The organism is Arthrobacter sp. NPDC092385 (assembly GCF_044755105.1).
GTDB lineage: Bacteria > Actinomycetota > Actinomycetes > Actinomycetales > Micrococcaceae > Arthrobacter_D.
This window is the reverse complement of sequence record NZ_JBIVQL010000009.1, coordinates 97611-113172: the sequence shown is the minus strand read 5'-3', so window position 1 is coordinate 113172 and position 15562 is coordinate 97611. Positions and strand designations below refer to the sequence as shown.

The 15562-nt window shown below is 68.3% G+C and carries 18 protein-coding genes; 11 read left to right on the top strand and 7 right to left on the bottom strand.

Annotated elements, in window-relative coordinates:
- Nucleotides 1-19: 19 nt before the first annotated feature.
- The 4 genes from ACIQCY_RS12930 to ACIQCY_RS12915 form a co-directional block, all read right to left on the bottom strand.
- Complete coding sequence (locus ACIQCY_RS12930; protein WP_400484296.1) at nucleotides 20-1210, bottom strand: Gfo/Idh/MocA family protein; 1191 nt, start codon at nucleotides 1208-1210, stop codon at nucleotides 20-22.
- A 48-nt stretch (nucleotides 1211-1258) separates the two neighbouring features.
- Nucleotides 1259-2098 (bottom strand): carbohydrate ABC transporter permease, encoded by an 840-nt coding sequence (locus tag ACIQCY_RS12925; RefSeq protein ID WP_400484295.1) that lies wholly within the window; start codon nucleotides 2096-2098, stop codon nucleotides 1259-1261.
- The gene (locus ACIQCY_RS12920; protein WP_400484294.1) at nucleotides 2091-3074 is read right to left on the bottom strand and encodes a carbohydrate ABC transporter permease; all 984 of its coding nucleotides are present in this window, start codon (nucleotides 3072-3074) and stop codon (nucleotides 2091-2093) included. Before ACIQCY_RS12920 ends, ACIQCY_RS12925 begins: the two co-directional genes overlap by 8 nt.
- Before the next feature lie 70 nt (nucleotides 3075-3144).
- Entirely contained in the window at nucleotides 3145-4470 is a 1326-nt protein-coding gene (locus ACIQCY_RS12915; RefSeq protein WP_400484293.1) for an extracellular solute-binding protein, read from the bottom strand.
- Between the two features lie 252 nt (nucleotides 4471-4722).
- On the opposite strand from ACIQCY_RS12915, the gene ACIQCY_RS12910 reads away from it, so the two are divergent.
- Genes ACIQCY_RS12910 through ACIQCY_RS12900 form a run of 3 tightly spaced genes read left to right on the top strand, consistent with a single transcriptional unit; the run spans nucleotide 4723 to nucleotide 7628 of the window.
- The gene (locus tag ACIQCY_RS12910; protein ID WP_400484292.1) at nucleotides 4723-5952 is read left to right on the top strand and encodes an ROK family protein; all 1230 of its coding nucleotides are present in this window, start codon (nucleotides 4723-4725) and stop codon (nucleotides 5950-5952) included.
- A 60-nt stretch (nucleotides 5953-6012) separates the two neighbouring features.
- Nucleotides 6013-6588, top strand: a complete 576-nt coding sequence (pyrE, locus tag ACIQCY_RS12905) for an orotate phosphoribosyltransferase (RefSeq protein ID WP_400484291.1) — start codon at nucleotides 6013-6015, stop codon at nucleotides 6586-6588.
- Between the two features lie 38 nt (nucleotides 6589-6626).
- On the top strand, nucleotides 6627-7628 hold the full coding sequence (locus ACIQCY_RS12900; protein WP_400484290.1) for a thioesterase domain-containing protein: 1002 nt from the start codon (nucleotides 6627-6629) through the stop codon (nucleotides 7626-7628).
- On the opposite strand, the gene ACIQCY_RS12895 is transcribed toward ACIQCY_RS12900, so the two are convergent.
- Nucleotides 7625-8404, bottom strand: a complete 780-nt coding sequence (locus ACIQCY_RS12895) for an HAD-IIA family hydrolase (protein WP_400484289.1) — start codon at nucleotides 8402-8404, stop codon at nucleotides 7625-7627. The genes ACIQCY_RS12900 and ACIQCY_RS12895 overlap by 4 nt on opposite strands.
- A gap of 88 nt (nucleotides 8405-8492) precedes the next feature.
- On the opposite strand from ACIQCY_RS12895, the gene ACIQCY_RS12890 reads away from it, so the two are divergent.
- The 7 genes from ACIQCY_RS12890 to ACIQCY_RS12860 all read left to right on the top strand — a co-directional run bounded on the left by ACIQCY_RS12890 (nucleotide 8493) and on the right by ACIQCY_RS12860 (nucleotide 12853).
- Nucleotides 8493-9152: a TrmH family RNA methyltransferase gene (locus ACIQCY_RS12890; RefSeq protein WP_400484376.1), complete on the top strand. Its 660-nt coding sequence runs from the start codon at nucleotides 8493-8495 to the stop codon at nucleotides 9150-9152.
- 81 nt (nucleotides 9153-9233) lie between these two features.
- Nucleotides 9234-10253, top strand: coding sequence for a class II fructose-bisphosphate aldolase (fbaA, locus tag ACIQCY_RS12885; RefSeq protein ID WP_400484288.1), 1020 nt, complete (start codon nucleotides 9234-9236; stop codon nucleotides 10251-10253).
- Nucleotides 10253-10672, top strand: a complete 420-nt coding sequence (locus ACIQCY_RS12880; protein WP_400484287.1) for a DUF3151 domain-containing protein — start codon at nucleotides 10253-10255, stop codon at nucleotides 10670-10672. The genes fbaA and ACIQCY_RS12880 overlap by 1 nt, the downstream gene beginning before the upstream one ends.
- A gap of 236 nt (nucleotides 10673-10908) precedes the next feature.
- Nucleotides 10909-11112 carry a helix-turn-helix domain-containing protein gene (locus ACIQCY_RS12875; RefSeq protein ID WP_400484286.1) on the top strand — a complete coding sequence of 68 codons (204 nt, stop codon included), beginning with the start codon at nucleotides 10909-10911 and terminating at the stop codon, nucleotides 11110-11112.
- A 111-nt stretch (nucleotides 11113-11223) separates the two neighbouring features.
- Nucleotides 11224-11721 (top strand): DUF2975 domain-containing protein, encoded by a 498-nt coding sequence (locus ACIQCY_RS12870; RefSeq protein ID WP_400484285.1) that lies wholly within the window; start codon nucleotides 11224-11226, stop codon nucleotides 11719-11721.
- A complete protein-coding gene (locus tag ACIQCY_RS12865) occupies nucleotides 11721-11975 on the top strand; it encodes a helix-turn-helix domain-containing protein (protein WP_400484284.1) in 255 nt (84 codons plus the stop codon). The genes ACIQCY_RS12870 and ACIQCY_RS12865 overlap by 1 nt, the downstream gene beginning before the upstream one ends.
- Nucleotides 11972-12853 (top strand): oxygenase MpaB family protein, encoded by an 882-nt coding sequence (locus ACIQCY_RS12860; RefSeq protein ID WP_400484283.1) that lies wholly within the window; start codon nucleotides 11972-11974, stop codon nucleotides 12851-12853. Before ACIQCY_RS12865 ends, ACIQCY_RS12860 begins: the two co-directional genes overlap by 4 nt.
- 26 nt (nucleotides 12854-12879) lie before the next feature.
- On the opposite strand, the gene ACIQCY_RS12855 is transcribed toward ACIQCY_RS12860, so the two are convergent.
- Nucleotides 12880-13482 carry a hypothetical protein gene (locus tag ACIQCY_RS12855; protein ID WP_400484282.1) on the bottom strand — a complete coding sequence of 201 codons (603 nt, stop codon included), beginning with the start codon at nucleotides 13480-13482 and terminating at the stop codon, nucleotides 12880-12882.
- Between the two features lie 219 nt (nucleotides 13483-13701).
- Here ACIQCY_RS12855 and ACIQCY_RS12850 point away from each other — a divergent pair, with 219 nt between their 5' ends.
- Nucleotides 13702-14991, top strand: coding sequence for an adenylosuccinate synthase (locus tag ACIQCY_RS12850; RefSeq protein WP_400484281.1), 1290 nt, complete (start codon nucleotides 13702-13704; stop codon nucleotides 14989-14991).
- Between the two features lie 45 nt (nucleotides 14992-15036).
- Here the strand turns inward: ACIQCY_RS12850 and ACIQCY_RS12845 are convergent, their stop codons facing one another.
- Nucleotides 15037-15543, bottom strand: coding sequence for a DUF427 domain-containing protein (locus ACIQCY_RS12845; RefSeq protein ID WP_400484280.1), 507 nt, complete (start codon nucleotides 15541-15543; stop codon nucleotides 15037-15039).
- Nucleotides 15544-15562: the final 19 nt, after the last annotated feature.

Genomic DNA, 15562 nt, shown 5'->3' with positions numbered 1-15562 from the left:
GGCTCCTTGGAAGGTGTGGCTAGTGCTGGTCGTGGGTGGCTGAGGGAACCTGCACGACGGCACTCTTGGCCGCCGCGCTCTCCTCGACGGCGGCGAGGACGCGCTGGATCTGCAGGCCGTCCTCGAAGGAGGGCCGGGGAGCCTCGCCCGTGCCGATGGAGGTGAGGAAGTCGCGCAGCTGGTGGGTGAAGGTGTGTTCCCAGCCGATGATGTGGCCCTGTGGCCACCACGCCTCGAGGTAGGGGTGCTTTGGCTCGGTGACGAGGATGCGGCGAAAGCCCTGTTCGGTGGCCGGGCCCGTGGCTTCCATGAACCACAGTTCGTTGAGGTTCTCGAGGTCGAAACGGAGAGCGCCGCGCTCGCCGAAGACCTCGATGCGCAGCCCGTTCTTCACTCCGGTGGCCAGGCGTGAGACCTCGACCGTGGCCACTGCACCACCCGACAGTTCGGCCGTGATCCAGGCGGCGTCGTCCACCGTCACGGGCTCAGGACCGTCAGGACCGGCTCGCTCCGTGACGAAGGTGCGCAAGCGGCCCGACACCTCCCTGATGTCCTCACCCGTGAGGAACTGCACCTGGTCCAGGGCATGGGAGGCGATGTCCCCGAGGGCGCCGGATCCGGCGGACTCCTTGCGCAGGCGCCATGTCATCGGTGACGCGGCATCCACGAGCCAATCCTGCAGGTAGGCGACACGCAGCTGGCGGATGGAGCCGAGCCGTCCGTCGGCGATGAGGTCCCTTGCATGGGTGAGGGCGGGCACCCGGCGGTAATTGAACCCCACCATCGACTGGACCCCGCGTTCCCGGGCCGCCAGGGCTGCGGTGACCATGTCGGTGCTCTCGGCGATGGTGTTCGCGAGCGGCTTCTCGACGAGCACGTGCTTGCCCGCCTTCAGTGCCTCGATGGCGATCTCGGCGTGCAGGTAGCCCGGAGTGCAGATGTCCACGATGTCGACGTCGTCGCGGTGGATCGCCTCCCGCCAGTCGGTGGCCGATTCCTCCCATCCGTAGCGCGTCGCAGCCTCCGCAGTGCGCTCGGCGTCGCGGCCCACGATCACGCGCCGTGTGGTGGCCGGAACATCGAAGTGGCTGCCGACCGCGCGCCAAGCTGCCGAGTGAGCCTTGCCCATGAAGGCGTAGCCGATCATGGCGACGCCCAGGGGCCGGTCGGCGCGACCGTCCGGTAACTGACCGGAAAGTGGGGATGTCATGGTGTTCTCCAGGGGTGAATGGTTGCGATAGGCGGGCCCGTACGCCGGCTACTTGACCGAGCCGGCGGACAGTCCCGCAACAAGGTGCCGTTGCACCAGCATGAAGCCGATGAGCACGGGAAGGGAAACGACGACGGATGCCGCCATCAGCTGGTTCCAGTAGACGTCCGTCTGGTTGGCGTAGGCCTGCAGGCCGATGGCGAGGGTCCGGGTGTCGTTGTTCGTGAGCACGGAGGCGAAGAGCACCTCACCCCATGCCGTGATGAACGAGTAGACGGCGACGGCGATGATGCCGGGCTTGGCGACGGGGATGACGACACGGATGAAGGCACCGGCACGGCTGGTGCCGTCGATCATCGCCGCTTCCTCGAGCTCCCGCGGGATGGAGGCGAAGTAGCCCGCCAGCATCCAGATGGCGAACGGCAGGGTGAAGGTCAGGTAGGTGATGACGAGTCCCGTGTAGGAGCCGTTGAGCTGCAGGCCCACGGTCCGCTGGATCTGCGTGAAGATCAGGAACAGGGGCAGCAGGAACAGGATGCCGGGGAACATCTGCGTGGAGAGGATCACCAGGCTGAACGAGCGCTGCCCGCGGAAGTTCAGGCGCGCCACGGCGTAGGCGGCCATGATCGCGATGACGACCGAGAAGAAGGTGGCGAGCGACGTGACGATCAGGCTGTTCTTGAAGTAGTGCGCCAGGGGCACCGTCCGCCAGATCTCGATGTAGGGCTCCACCGTGACGGTCGAGGGCAACCAGGTGAACAGCCCACGGACGTCCGAGAGCGGCTTGAAGCTCGTGACCACCACCACGTACAGGGGCAGGGCGACGAGGATGAAGAGGAAGGTCAGCCCGATACGCCGGAACCAGCGGAAACCTGGGGTCTCAATCAATGTCTTTTCCCTTCGGGAGGACCATGCGCACGTACACGATGGAAGCGATGAAGAGCAGGACGAGCAGCAGGGTGCTCATCGCCCCGCCGAGGCCGAAGTTCCAGTTCGAGAACGAGTGCTGGTAGATCAGCGGTGAGATGAGGCGCGCGGATTCCGGTGGCGCCGCGCCGAAGAGGACGAACGGCACGTTGAACTGGTTGAAGATCCACAGGCTCATCACGAGCAGCAGGACGCCGTTGGCCGGCCGGATCATCGGAAGCGTGATCAGGGTGAACTGCTTCCACAGGGAGGCGCCGTCGATCGCGGCCGCCTCGTAGACGTCCTTCGGGATGTTCTGCAGCGCGGCGAGGAGCATCAGGAACGCGAAGGGCCACATCTGCCACGCGGTCACGATCACGGTGACCCAGAACGCGTTCCCGCCCAGCAGCCAGAACGGCCGCTCGTCAAGGAGCCCGAGGTCGTCGACGAGGATCTTGTTGATCGCGCCGTCGCGCTGGCTGAACATGAACGCCCACGCGATCGTGGCCACGTAGCTGGGCAGGGCGTAGGGGATGAGGAAGAACGTGCGGAGGAAGCCGTTGCCGCGGAAGGACCCGTGCAGCAGCACGGCGGCCATCATGCCGAGCACCCACACGATGGCGAGCACGACGACGGTGAACACGAGGGTGCGCCCGAAGCTTGCGAGGAACTCCCCGCCGATCGGACCGTTGGGATCCAGCCCGGCGACGAAGTTGTCGAGGCCGACGAACGGCGCCTGCAGCCAGTTGCGGATGTTGAGCTGACTGAGCCCGAGGAAGGCGATGTACACGCCCAGGATCATCGGGACGATGTGGATCAGGAGCTCCATGACGACGGCTGGAGCGATCAGGATGTAGGCGAAGGGGGACTTCCGCTTTCGCCGGGCCGCGGGTGCGGGTTTCTGCGGTGCCCCGGGCTCGCTGCCTGCTGCGGGTGGCTTCTCGACCAGTTGTGACATGGGTGCTCCTCGGACTGCGCGGGGTCAGGGGCAGGTGCCCGGACGGACCGGGCACCTGCCTGAGGGGGTGTTACTGGGCGGCTGCCATCTGGCTGTTGGCGTCTTCGAGCGCCTTGCGGATGTCGGCTTCCGTCACGGTCCCCGTAGCCGCCTGGGCGAAGAGGTTCTTCATGGCCGTGCCGACAAGGGTCTCCATCTGGCCCTCCTGGCTGATCAGCGGCATCGGCTTGGCGTTGTTCTCGAGGATGCCCTGCTTCAGGGTGATCTCCTCGGACTGGAACGCCTCGTCCTCGTAGGCGGCCGTCAGGACGGGCAGGGCCGTGAACGCCTTGTTCAGGTAGACCTGCTCCTCGTCGCTCGTGAGGTGTGCCGCGAGCTGGAGAGCGCCCTCCTCGTTGTCCGTCTCGTTGAACACGCTCAGGTTGATGCCGGCGACGTGGCTCATCGTCGCTTCGTCGCCGGTGGCGTCCGGGTTGGTGAGCGGGACGGGAGCGGCGGCGAAGTTCTCGAAGCCACGGGCGTTCAGCGTCTTGGCCGGGGCCTGGTCGAAGAACATGGCGGCGTTGCCGGCTGCGAAGTCCTCGACCATCTGGCTGCCACCGGTGAACTCGGCGTTCGACGGCGAGACCACCTTGTCGGTCGCCATGAGGTCGATCCACTGCTTGACGCCGGCCACCTGCTCGTCGCTCGCGAACGTGGGTTTGCCGCTCTCGTCGAAGAGCGATCCGCCCGCCTGGAGCCCGCGGACGAACGCCTGGTGTGCGTTGTTGGAGATCGAACTGCCCGCGAGGGAGACACCCCACTGGTCGATCTCGCCGTCGCCATCGGTGTCGAGGGTGAGCTTCTTCGCGTCCTCCACGAATTCGTCCCAGGTCTCGGGGGGAGCCTCGATGCCGGCGGCCGCGAACATCTCGGTGTTGTAGTAGAGCGAGTAGCTGAGGCCGTACAGCGGGATGGAAGTGGGTGGTTCGCCTTCGGCGCCGCCAGTCGACCAGCTGCTCTGGATGAAGCGGTCCTGGCCGCCCACAGCCTCGAGCGCCTCGCCCTCGAAGGGCAGGAAGGCCCCGGTTTCCTGAAGGGTGGTGGCCCAGGTGTTGCCGATATTCAGGACATCCGGGCCCTCACCGCTGCTGACGGCGGTGAGGATGCGGTTGTAGAGATCGGTCCAGGGGATGACCTCGAGTTCCACCTCGATGCCGGTCTCCTCCGTGAAGCGCGCGAGTGATTCCTCGAGGACCTTGCGGTCGTCTTCGACGGTCGTGCCCTGGTTTGACGCCCAGTACGTGAGCGTGTCACCGGATGTCGCTTCCCCGGATCCTGAGCCGCAGGCAGCGAGGGTGGTCATCCCCAGCCCCAGTACGGCGACGGTGGACAGGGCCTTGACGGGTATTTTCACGGTTCATCTCTCCTTTGAGTAACTGCGAGCAAGCCGGTCCGGGCCCTCGGAACATGCGGTGCGAGCGATGCAGGAAGCCTGCCGAAGAGGCCCAGTGTGAGCTGGTTCACTCAACCTAAAGCCACTTCTGCCGATCGTCAATCAAAAGTGTCCATGTTTTCGGCTAGTTCTGATGACCTGATGAGAAGAAGCTCTGCAGTCAACAAGCGGAAGCAGGAGAATCCATGGCACAAGACGTGTTTTACTGATCGAATGTTGAACGTTCATGCGACGTCGGGCTCCGATGTGGTCTCCCCGCGTCAGGGCCTTGCCGCGGGTCCCGGCGTCAGCGATATCTTCCAGTTGCTCCGGGACGGACGCCCCCGCACCCGGGCGGAGCTCGCCGAGGTGTCCGGCCTCGCCCGGTCCACCGTTGCTGCCCGCATCGATACGCTCATGGCCCTCGGCCTCGTGGCACCCTACGGCGGTGCGGCGTCGACGGGTGGCCGCCGCCCGTCGCTCTTCGCGCTGAATCCGGCGGCGCGCGTGGTGGCCGGAGCGGATTTCGGGGCAACCCATGCGCTGGTCACCCTCACGGACCTCAGCGGCACGGAGCTCGCCGTAGAGCGTGAGGACCTTTCCATCGCTGCCGGACCCGACGCCGTCGTCACCTGGCTCGCCGGAGCCGTGCGCCGGCTGCTCGCAGCCGCCGGCCGCCGGCCGGAAGACCTGGCGGCCATCGGCATCGGCCTGCCCGGTCCCGTCGAGCACGAGACCGGACGTCCGATCAATCCGCCGATCATGCCCGGCTGGGACCGCGTGGACGTACCGGCACTCGTCCAGCGGCACATCGACGTTCCAGTCCTCGTGGACAACGATGTCAACATCATGGCACTCGGCGAGCGCACAGTGAGCTGGCCGGACGTGGACGACCTCATGTTCGTGAAGGTCGCCACGGGCATCGGCGCCGGTCTGATCTCCGGAGGCGTCCTGCAGCGGGGGGCGCAGGGGACTGCCGGCGACCTCGGTCACGTCCGGGTTCCCCGGGGCGGTGACGCGACGTGCCGCTGCGGCAACACGGGGTGCCTCGAGGCCCTGGCGGGTGGCCCGGCTCTCGCCGAGGCACTCAACCGCCTCACGGGATCCATGCTCGAGGGCAGCAGCGACGTCATCGCCCTCGTACGTTCGGGGGATCTCTCCGCCATCAAGGTGCTGCGTCAGGCCGGCCGGGACATCGGCGATGTGATCGCGATGTGCGTGAACCTGATCAATCCGTCCGTCGTCGTCATCGGCGGAAGCCTGGCGCAGGCGGGCGAGCACCTCCTCGCCGGCATTCGCGAGGTCGTGTACACGCGGTCATTGCCGCTGGCCACCGAGCACCTGCGAATCGTGCCCTCCCTGTCGGGCGAGCGAGCCGGTGTCGCAGGGGCCTCGGCCATGGCCGTGGCCCATGTCCTCTCGCCGGAGGCGATTGACGCAGCCAGCGCTCGCCTCGCGGGCTGACGCGAGCACTCCTGATCGAGCGGTGACGGGGGTGCCCACCACGCTCGATAGACTGGCCGCATGACCGCCGAGACCCCCTCCATGACCACCGACCGCTCCCGGCTCCTCGAGCTCATCAGGGAACTCGCCGTGGTGCACGAGCGCGTCACGCTCTCGAGCGGCGTCGAGGCCGACTACTACATCGACCTCCGGCGCATCACGCTGCACCACGAGGCCTCGGTCCTCGTGGGGCGCGTCATGCTCCAGCTGCTCGACGACGCCGGTATCGCCTTCGAAGCGGCCGGGGGGCTCACCATGGGCGCAGACCCCGTTGGAACCGCCGTGATGCATGCGGCAGCGCAGTCCGGGCGCCCGATCGACGCGTTCGTGGTGCGCAAGACCCAGAAGACGCACGGCATGGGCCGCCAGGTCGAGGGGCCCGATGTGTCCGGCCGTCCCGTGGTCGTGCTCGAGGACACCTCGACCACGGGCGGTTCTGCGCTGACCGCCGTCGAGGGAGTACGCCGCGCCGGTGGCGACGTGCAGGCCGTCGCCGTGATCGTGGACCGGAGCACGGGGTCCAAGGAGCGCATCGAGTCCGAGGCCGGAGTTCCCTACCTCTTCGCCTTCGGCAAGGACGAGCTGGGCCTCGCCTGACGGATACTGCCGGCGGGGGACTCGGTACGGGGCAGCGCGTGGAACACGACGGCGCCCGGGACCTCCAGCGGGCGCGCGATTTTCGCGAATCGTCCCGCCGGTCCTTCCTGATCGGCTCCGCCGCCGCGGCGGTGATCGCTGCGGACCTCTCGTTCACGCGTGTCATCCAGTCCCAGCGGGACCAGACGCGCCTCCTCCCGCTCGACGACGACCGCGCCCGGGCGCAGTTCCCGAACGACCGCTGGGTCCTCTTCCCGGGGTACAAGACCAGCTGGGAGGAGGGCCTGTGGATCCTCAACTCGCTGCGCCCGGCCCTGTCCCGGCGTGCGCAGATGGCGGTCATGGGGTACTCCAACCGCGGGCTGGACATCAACAACGTCGTCGCGGCGATGAACCGCTACGTGGACAACTTCCGGCTCGAGAAGCTCTACTTCTACGGCCACAGCTTCGGCGGCATGGTGGCGATCGAGGTGGCCGCCCGCCTGCGGGACCGCGGTATCCCGGTGGAACTCGTGGTGCTCGACTCCTCCCCGTCCAGCCGCTTCGACGTCCAGGACCAGCGCATGTTCGACGGCGTGGTGCTGCTCTACGAAGCCGGGGTGCGCGTCCCGATCAGCGTGCGGGGCACGTACGAACTCGGTGAGCGGATCGTGCACAAGAACGAGCGCACGTGGAGCCAGATCGTGGACCAGACGCTCGAGCAGCTCTCACCCCTGGCGCCGAGCAGCGAACTCATCCAGTCGGAATCCTCGTACATCTACCACTTCGACCTCACGCGGTTCCGGCTCTCCCTCGGCGACACGAAGGTGGTCTTCGCCGGGAACCCGGGTGACGGCGTCGTCGACTACCCCAGGGCCCGCGCCGGCTGGGCACTCGGACTGCCCGACAACGTGGTCTCGGTGGACTATGTGACGGAGGGCGCGCTGCCCGCACACGCCAGCCCGCAGTGGAACCCGGGGATCTACCAGGGCATCCTCACCACGGTGCAGCGGGAGTACGTCCCGGTGGCGCGCGGAGGCGGCTGGAAGCGCTACACCTAGACCTGGTCGATCAGGTCCGCCACGGAATCGCAGATCTGGGCAGGACGGAACGGGTAGGCGTCGATGTCCTCCGGCTGCGTGATGCCGCTCAACACCAGGACGGTGTGCAGGCCCGCTTCCATGCCCGCGATGATGTCGGTGTCCATGCGGTCGCCGATCATCGCGGTGGTCTCGGAGTGCGCGTCGATCTGGTTCATGGCCGAGCGGAACATCATGGGGTTCGGCTTGCCCACGATGTAGGGGTCGCGGCTGGTCGCGGCCGTGATCATGGCGGCGATGGCGCCCGTCGCGGGCAGCGGACCCTCCTTCGAGGGCCCTGTGACATCGGGGTTGGTGGCGATGAAGCGGGCGCCGTCGAGGATCAGGCGGACGGCCTTGGTGATCGCCTCGAAGGAGTACGTGCGGGTCTCGCCGAGCACCACGTAGTCGGGATTCGTGTCGGTGAGGACGAAGCCGGCCTCGTGCAGCGCCGTCGTCAGGCCGGCCTCGCCGATCACGTAGGCCCGCCCTCCGGGGAGCTGGTCCCGCAGGAACTGCGCCGTGGCCAGGGCCGACGTCCAGAGGTTCTCCTCGGGGATCTCCAGCCCGGATGCCTTCAGGCGTGCCGCGAGGTCACGCGGTGTGTAGATGGAGTTGTTCGTCAGGACGAGGAACCGCCTGGAGGTGGCCACCCACCTCTCGATCAGCTCGGCCGCTCCGGGGATGGCCTGGTTCTCGTGCACCAGCACACCGTCCATGTCGGTGAGCCAGCACTCGATGTGTTCGTTCTCGCGCATGGGAATCCTTCCAGCGGTGACGTGCGGGACCTGCCGGTGCCAGTCTTCCACCTTTGGCGCCGTCTACGCTTGGACGGTGAAAGAACCCCTGCCGGAGCCCACTGACACTGCCGACGCCGCGGACGGGACGGTCGGGAGCCCTGCCGTCGGGGTCGGCCCGTGGGAGGGCGAATGGCCCGACGGCGACCACTGGGACCGCGAGCTGCTGACGGCCGGCGACACCCGGAACGTCGTCGACGCGTACCGCTACTGGACGCACGAGGCGATCGTGGCGGATCTCGACGAGCGCCGCCATGGTTTCCACGTGGCGATCGAGAACTGGCAGCACGACCTCAACATCGGCTCGGTGGTCCGCACGGCGAACGCGTTCCTCGCCAAGGAGGTCCACATCATCGGGCGACGGCGCTGGAACCGTCGCGGTGCCATGGTCACCGACCGCTACCAGCACGTCCGCCACCACCCCACCGTGGCGGACTTCACCGCGTGGGCAGCAGCCGAAGGGCTGGCCGTGATCGGGATCGACAACTTCCCCGACTCCGTGCCGCTCGAGACGTACGACCTCCCCGAGCGATGCGTGCTCGTGTTCGGCCAGGAGGGGCCCGGCCTCACCGCCGAGGTCCACGAGGCCGCGGAGGCCACGCTCTCCATCGCGCAGTTCGGCTCCACGCGCTCGATCAACGCCTCCGCGGCTGCGGCGATCGCCATGCACGGCTGGGTGCGGCGGCACGTGTTCGGGCAGCACGCCTGACGCAGTCGACATCCCCTGCGTCCGGCAGGTGCGATCGCTAGGATGAAGCACAGCACTTCCCACCACTAAGGAGTCCTCAGTATGCCTATTGCAACCCCTGATGTTTACGCCGAGATGATCGACCGCGCGAAGGCGGGCGGCTTCGCATTCCCGGCTGTGAACGTGACCTCCTCCCAGACCCTCAACGCAGCGATGCGAGGGTTTGCCGAGGCGGGATCGGACGGCATCGTGCAGGTCTCCACGGGCGGCGCCGCCTACTGGTCCGGCGCCAGCGTCAAGGACATGGTTGCCGGTTCGCTCGGTTTCGCGGCTTTCGCCAAGGAGGTGGCGAAGAAGTACGACGTCAACATCGCGCTGCACACCGACCACTGCCCCAAGGACAAGCTCGACGACTTCGTGCTGCCCCTGCTCGCGGCGTCGGAGGAGGCCGTGAAGAACGGCCGCGACCCCATCTTCAACTCGCACATGTGGGACGGCTCGGCCGAGACCCTCGAGGAGAACCTCCGGATCGCCCGCGAGATCCTGCCCCGCGCCGCTGCGGCGAAGATCATCCTCGAGGTCGAGATCGGCACCGTCGGCGGCGAGGAGGACGGCGTCGAGAACGCCATCAACGACAAGCTCTACACCACGGTCGAGGACGCCCTGGCGACCATCGACGCGCTCGGTGCCGGCGAGCACGGCCGTTACATCACGGCGCTGACCTTCGGCAACGTGCACGGCGTCTACAAGCCCGGCGGCGTCAAGCTGCGCCCCGAGATCCTCAAGGAGATCCAGGACCAGGTGGGCCAGAAGATCGGCAAGGACAAGCCGTTCGACCTCGTGTTCCACGGCGGGTCCGGTTCCTCCGACCAGGAGATCGCCGACGCCGTCTCCTACGGCGTCATCAAGATGAACATCGACACCGACACCCAGTACGCCTTCACGCGCCCGGTCGTCGACCACATGTTCCGCAACTACGACGGCGTCCTGAAGGTCGACGGCGAGGTCGGCAACAAGAAGACCTACGATCCCCGGGTCTGGGGCGCCTCCGCCGAGGCAGGCCTCTCCGCCCGCGTCGTCGAGGCCGCAGCGTCCCTCGGATCCGCCGGGAAGAAGCTCTAGTGTCCGACGAGTTCCGGAAGAATTTGCTGGGCCCGGAGCCCACACTGCTGCCGGAGGAGCCCGACGTCGTCGGACGCCTCGCGGCGGGCGACGAAGCCGTGGACCTGGCGGCGAAGCACCCCACGTCGTCGCTCGTCTGGGCCATCCTCGCGGACGAGGCATACGCCGAGGGCCGCACGATCGAGTCCTACGCCTATGCGCGCACGGGCTACCACCGCGGCTTGGACGCGCTGCGCCGCAGCGGCTGGCGCGGCACCGGCCCCATCCCGTATTCGCACGAGCCGAACCGCGGCTTCCTGCGCTCGCTCTACGCGCTGGGCAGGGCAGCCGCATCCATCGGCGAGATCGAGGAGGCCGAGCGCATCGCGGTCTTCCTCCGGGAGTCGGATCCGGAGGCCAGCGCACAGCTCGCAGGCTGACGGACGTCCTGCATCGCAGGACGCCGACCAGCAGGAATGACGGGTCCGCCTCGGCGGGCCCGTCATTCCTGTTCGGGGACGCCTTCGGCCCCCCGCCCCGCGCCGGAATGGTGCCGGCGGTACTTGTTGTGACAGTTGATAAACAAGTAGTCCACTTCCTTGTGCAGTTGTTACGAACGCGGCCAGAGTTAAAAGCTCCACGAATCGTGGTGAGGCGAACGGAAGCGGTGCTCGAAATGTCCACAAGCGTGAGTACGGGTCAGTTGTACACGGTTGCCGAGGTGGCCGCGATGATGCGGGTCTCGAAGATGACGGTCTACCGGCTGGTGCAGTCGGGAAGTATCAACAGCATCAGGTTCGGGCGGTCCTACCGCGTCCCCCAGGGGGCGGTCCGGGAGTACCTCGACGCGACGAACCCCGGGTCCGACTACTCGATCTGATGCCAGCACGGCCCGCACAGGTTCCGCGCTAGTCACGGCTTCCATCGATACCCTGGCGCTTGGTATCGATTAGCGATAGCTTTGTACTGGATATCAGTAGAAGGAGCTGTCATGGGAAGAATAACCGTCCTCGCGCTGAGGGTCGTGCTGTGCATGATGTTCGCGGGCGCCGTGTTCATCCAGGTGGTGATGCTCTCGCTCCTGGGCATCGACCTCGACCGCGCGGATCCCGACGTCGCCCTGATCAGGACGCCGCTCGTCGTGCTGACCGTGCTCGGTATCCTCGCCCTCCAGGTGGCCGCGGTGTGCGTCTGGGGGCTGTTGACCATGGCCCGGCGCAGGACGGTGTTCTCCGCGGGCGCCTTCCGGCTGGTCAACATCGTGATCGGCGCCTTCGCGGCCGCGAGCCTGCTCACCGTGAGCCTCGGGATCGCCCTGGCGCCGGGGGAGGCCGTGGCGCCCGGCGTCGTGCTGCTCCTCGGAGGAGTGGCCGTGATGATCGCGGCGGTGGCGCTGATCGTGCTCGTGCTGCGCGCACTGCTCCGGCAGGCCGTCGACCGCGACGCCGAGGCGCGCCTGCTGCGCACCGAACTCGACGAGGTGATCTGATGCCGATCATCGTGCGTATCGACGTCGAACTCGCGAAGCGCAAGATGAGCGTCGGGGACTTCGCGGAGCGGATCGGCCTGACGCCCGCGAATGTGGCGGTGCTCAAGAACGGACGCGCGAAGGCGGTCCGCTTCAGCACGCTCGAGGCGATGTGCCGGGTGCTCGGCTGCCAGCCGGGCGACCTGCTGGAGTGGGTCGACGACGAGGGGCTGGAGGACGGGGTGGCGGAAGCGCGGGCCGAGGGCGGCGTATGAGGAACCTCGGGAAGTTCTTCCCCCCGGCTCCCGGGCCGGGCGCTCCGGGGGATCCCGGGATCTTCGGGCCGGATTCCGCGGCCTGGCGGATCGGCCGCGAACGGGCCATCCTGGCGGGAGGGCCTGCGGCACTCCTGCTGCAGGTGGCCCATCCGCTCGTGGCCGAGGGCGTGAGGGCCCACAGCGACTTCGCCCATGATCCCCTGCAGCGACTGCGGGGAACGCTCGACGCCGTCCTGACGGTCTCCTTCGGGGACCAGGCGCAGGTGCGTGCCGCCGCCGGGTACGTGGCGCGCAGGCACCGCCCCGTACGGGGCACCCTTCCTGGCGCCAGTGCCTCGATGCCGGCCGGGACGCCCTACAGCGCCACCGATCCGGACCTGGCCCTGTGGGTGTTCTCGACCCTCGTCTGGGCCGCCCTCGAGGTGACCGACGCCTTCCTCCGGCCTGTCTGCACCGCGGAGCGGGACGAGTACTACCGGGACATGACCCGGATGGCACATCTCTTCGGCGTCCCGCCTGCACTCCTTCCCGCCGATTACGCGGGGCTCTCGCACTACGTGGACCAGCAGGTGCGCGGGACGCTCGACGTCGGAGGAGCGGGGCGGCTGATCGCCCGGCAGATCCTCGCCCCGGACCCGCCGATCGTCGCGCGCCCGCTCCGGCCGCTGCCGTCCCTGCTCGCCGCGGGCATCCTCCCGCCGGTGCTGCGCGAGGCCTACGGGCTTCCCTGGCGGCGTCGCGAACGGGTCACCTTCGCGGTGATCCGGAGGCTGGCGCGCCGTGCCGCGCCGCTCCTGCCGGGGCGCATCCGGTACTGGCCGCACTACGCTGTGGCCCGTCGTCGTGTGCCGGGGCGCGCAGGTGCCCTGCGGTAGCGGGCGGCCGTCCTCGACCGGGCACTCTACCGCTCGGGGCGCCGGATGCTCGTGGTGACCGAGACCAGCTGCGGGCGCGGTGGTGCGGAGCTGAAACCGAACCGGACGGGCGGGCTCACGGGGGCGAGGGCTCCGAGGTCGGCGCCGTGCCAGACCGCCGTCGCGCCGGTGATGGCCCGGGCGGACGTGGCGCCGTAGTACTCGGTGCGGCCGTGTCCTGCGGATCCGGCGGTCGCCACGCCCTTCACCAGCAGGCGTGCCACCGGGTTGATGAGCGCGAGCCATCGGGGGTGCGTGGCCAGGCGCGGCGGCACGAGACCGAGCAGGCGCCCGAGCGGGGTCACGCCTCCGATCCCCGCCCGGACCCGCAGGTCGTCGGCCTCCACCACGAGCCGATCCACCGTCAGCGTGCAGCTGACGGGCGTGAGGACGACGTCGTCGAACGTGTACGTCGCGCCGACGTACTCCGCGATCTCCTGGCCGGGCGCGAGCAGCGTCCGCCGGCCTGCCGCGTCCTCGATCATGACGTCGGTGAACGCGCCGAAGGGCGAGGTGTCCCACCGGCCGATCACGAGCCGGGTACCCGACGCGGTGCCGATCCCGGCGATATGTCCTTCGAAGCGGTCCATGCCCCCATTGTCCACGGCGGCAGGGAGGGCTCCCCGGCTCGGCCGGGCGGAACCGTCACTCCGGGCCTTTTTCGACGCCCCCGGAGCGGCTCCGCTAAACTCGGACGGTAAGAGCCCCAGTGGTCGCGCGCAGCGTTCGGCCGGTTGGGGCGTTCTGATGCACGGCGCACTTTCCGCGGTTGCGCGGGGGGGAACCCGTACCGAATGGGGGAGGATCCCATGCCAGCAATCGTCATTGTCGGAGCCCAGTGGGGCGACGAGGGTAAGGGCAAGGCCACTGACCTGCTGGGCGGCCGGGTCGACTTCGTCGTGAAGCCCAACGGTGGCAACAACGCCGGGCACACCGTCGTCGTCGGCGGTGAGAAGTACGAGCTGAAGCTCCTTCCGGCCGGCATCCTCAGCCCCAACGCTGTCCCGATCATCGGCAACGGCTGCGTGATCAACCTCGAGGCGCTCTTCGAGGAGATCGACGGGCTCGAGGCCCGCGGCGCCGACACCTCGAAGCTGCGTGTCTCCGCCAACGCCCACCTCGTGGCTCCCTATCACCAGGTCCTGGACAAGGTCACCGAGCGCTTCCTCGGCAAGCGCGCCATCGGCACCACGGGCCGCGGTATCGGCCCGGCCTACATGGACAAGGTGGCTCGCCTCGGCCTGCGCGTCCAGGACGTCTTCGACGAGTCGATCCTGCGCCAGAAGGTGGAGGGCTCCCTCAAGCAGAAGAACGAACTGCTGGTCAAGGTCTACAACCGGCGCAACGTCGAGGTCGAGGAGGTCGTCTCGTACTTCCTCTCCTTCGCCGAACGGCTGCGGCCCCTCGTCATCGACTCCACGTTCGTGCTCAACGAGGCGCTCGACGCCGGCAAGGTGGTCCTCATGGAGGGCGGCCAGGCGACCTTCCTCGACGTCGACCACGGCACGTACCCGTTCGTGACGTCGTCGAACCCGACGGCGGGCGGCGCCTCCGTGGGCTCGGGCATCGGGCCCACGCGCATCTCCCGCTCGATCGGCATCATCAAGGCCTACACCACGCGCGTCGGCGCCGGGCCGTTCCCCACGGAGCTCTTCGACGAGATGGGCCTCTACCTGCAGAAGACCGGCGGTGAGTTCGGTGTCAACACCGGCCGCCCGCGCCGGTGCGGCTGGTACGACGCCGTCCTGGCGCGCCACGCCTCGCGCGTCAACGGCTTCACCGACTACTTCGTCACCAAGCTCGACGTCCTCACGGGTATCGAGAGCATCCCCGTGTGCGTGGCGTACGACGTCGACGGCGTGCGGCACGACGAGATGCCCATGACCCAGACCGAGTTCCACCACGCCAAGCCGATCTTCGAGTACTTCGACGGCTGGACCGAGGACATCACGGGTGCCCGGACCATCGAGGACCTCCCGGACAACGCGCAGACCTACGTCCGGGCGCTCGAGAAGATGTCCGGCACCCGGTTCTCCGCCATCGGCGTGGGTCCGGACCGCGACCAGACCATCGTGGTCAACGACCTCATCGGGGCCTGAGGCCCGTCCGGCGCCCGGATCCGGTCCCCGCGCGGGAGGTTGCCGCTACCAGCCCCAGGTTCCTGCGCCGCCCTTGAACGGGCCGACGATCGCGGCGGTGATCCAGCCGCCGTAGAAGTCGCCCTCCTGGGACCGGACCCGCTCGCCGTCGACGGTGCACTCGTCCATCCGCGAGGGATAGATCGCGACGCGGCCGGCCAGGTCCTCGTACCCGGCCACCGGAGTGGGGTAGGTCCAGGCGCCACGAGGACTGAGCGCGGAGCCGGCGACGACGTCGAAGTAGCTCGCGGCGCCCTTGAACTCGCAGTGCGTGGTGCCCTCGACCGGGCGCAGGACCCCGGGGGTGAAGTCCGGGATGGGCAGGTAGTAGACCGGTGGGTGGCTCGTCTCGAGCACGCGGACCGCCCGGTTCGTGCTCGCGACGAGCTGCCCGCCGAAGCGCACCTCGATCGTCGCCGGGGTGCTCTCGACGCGCGGCGGCCTCGGGTAGTCCCACACCGACTCCTGGCCGGGGCCCGGCTCCACGCGCTCGCCCTTTCTCGGATTCCTCATGCGACAAAGGCTACTCCGG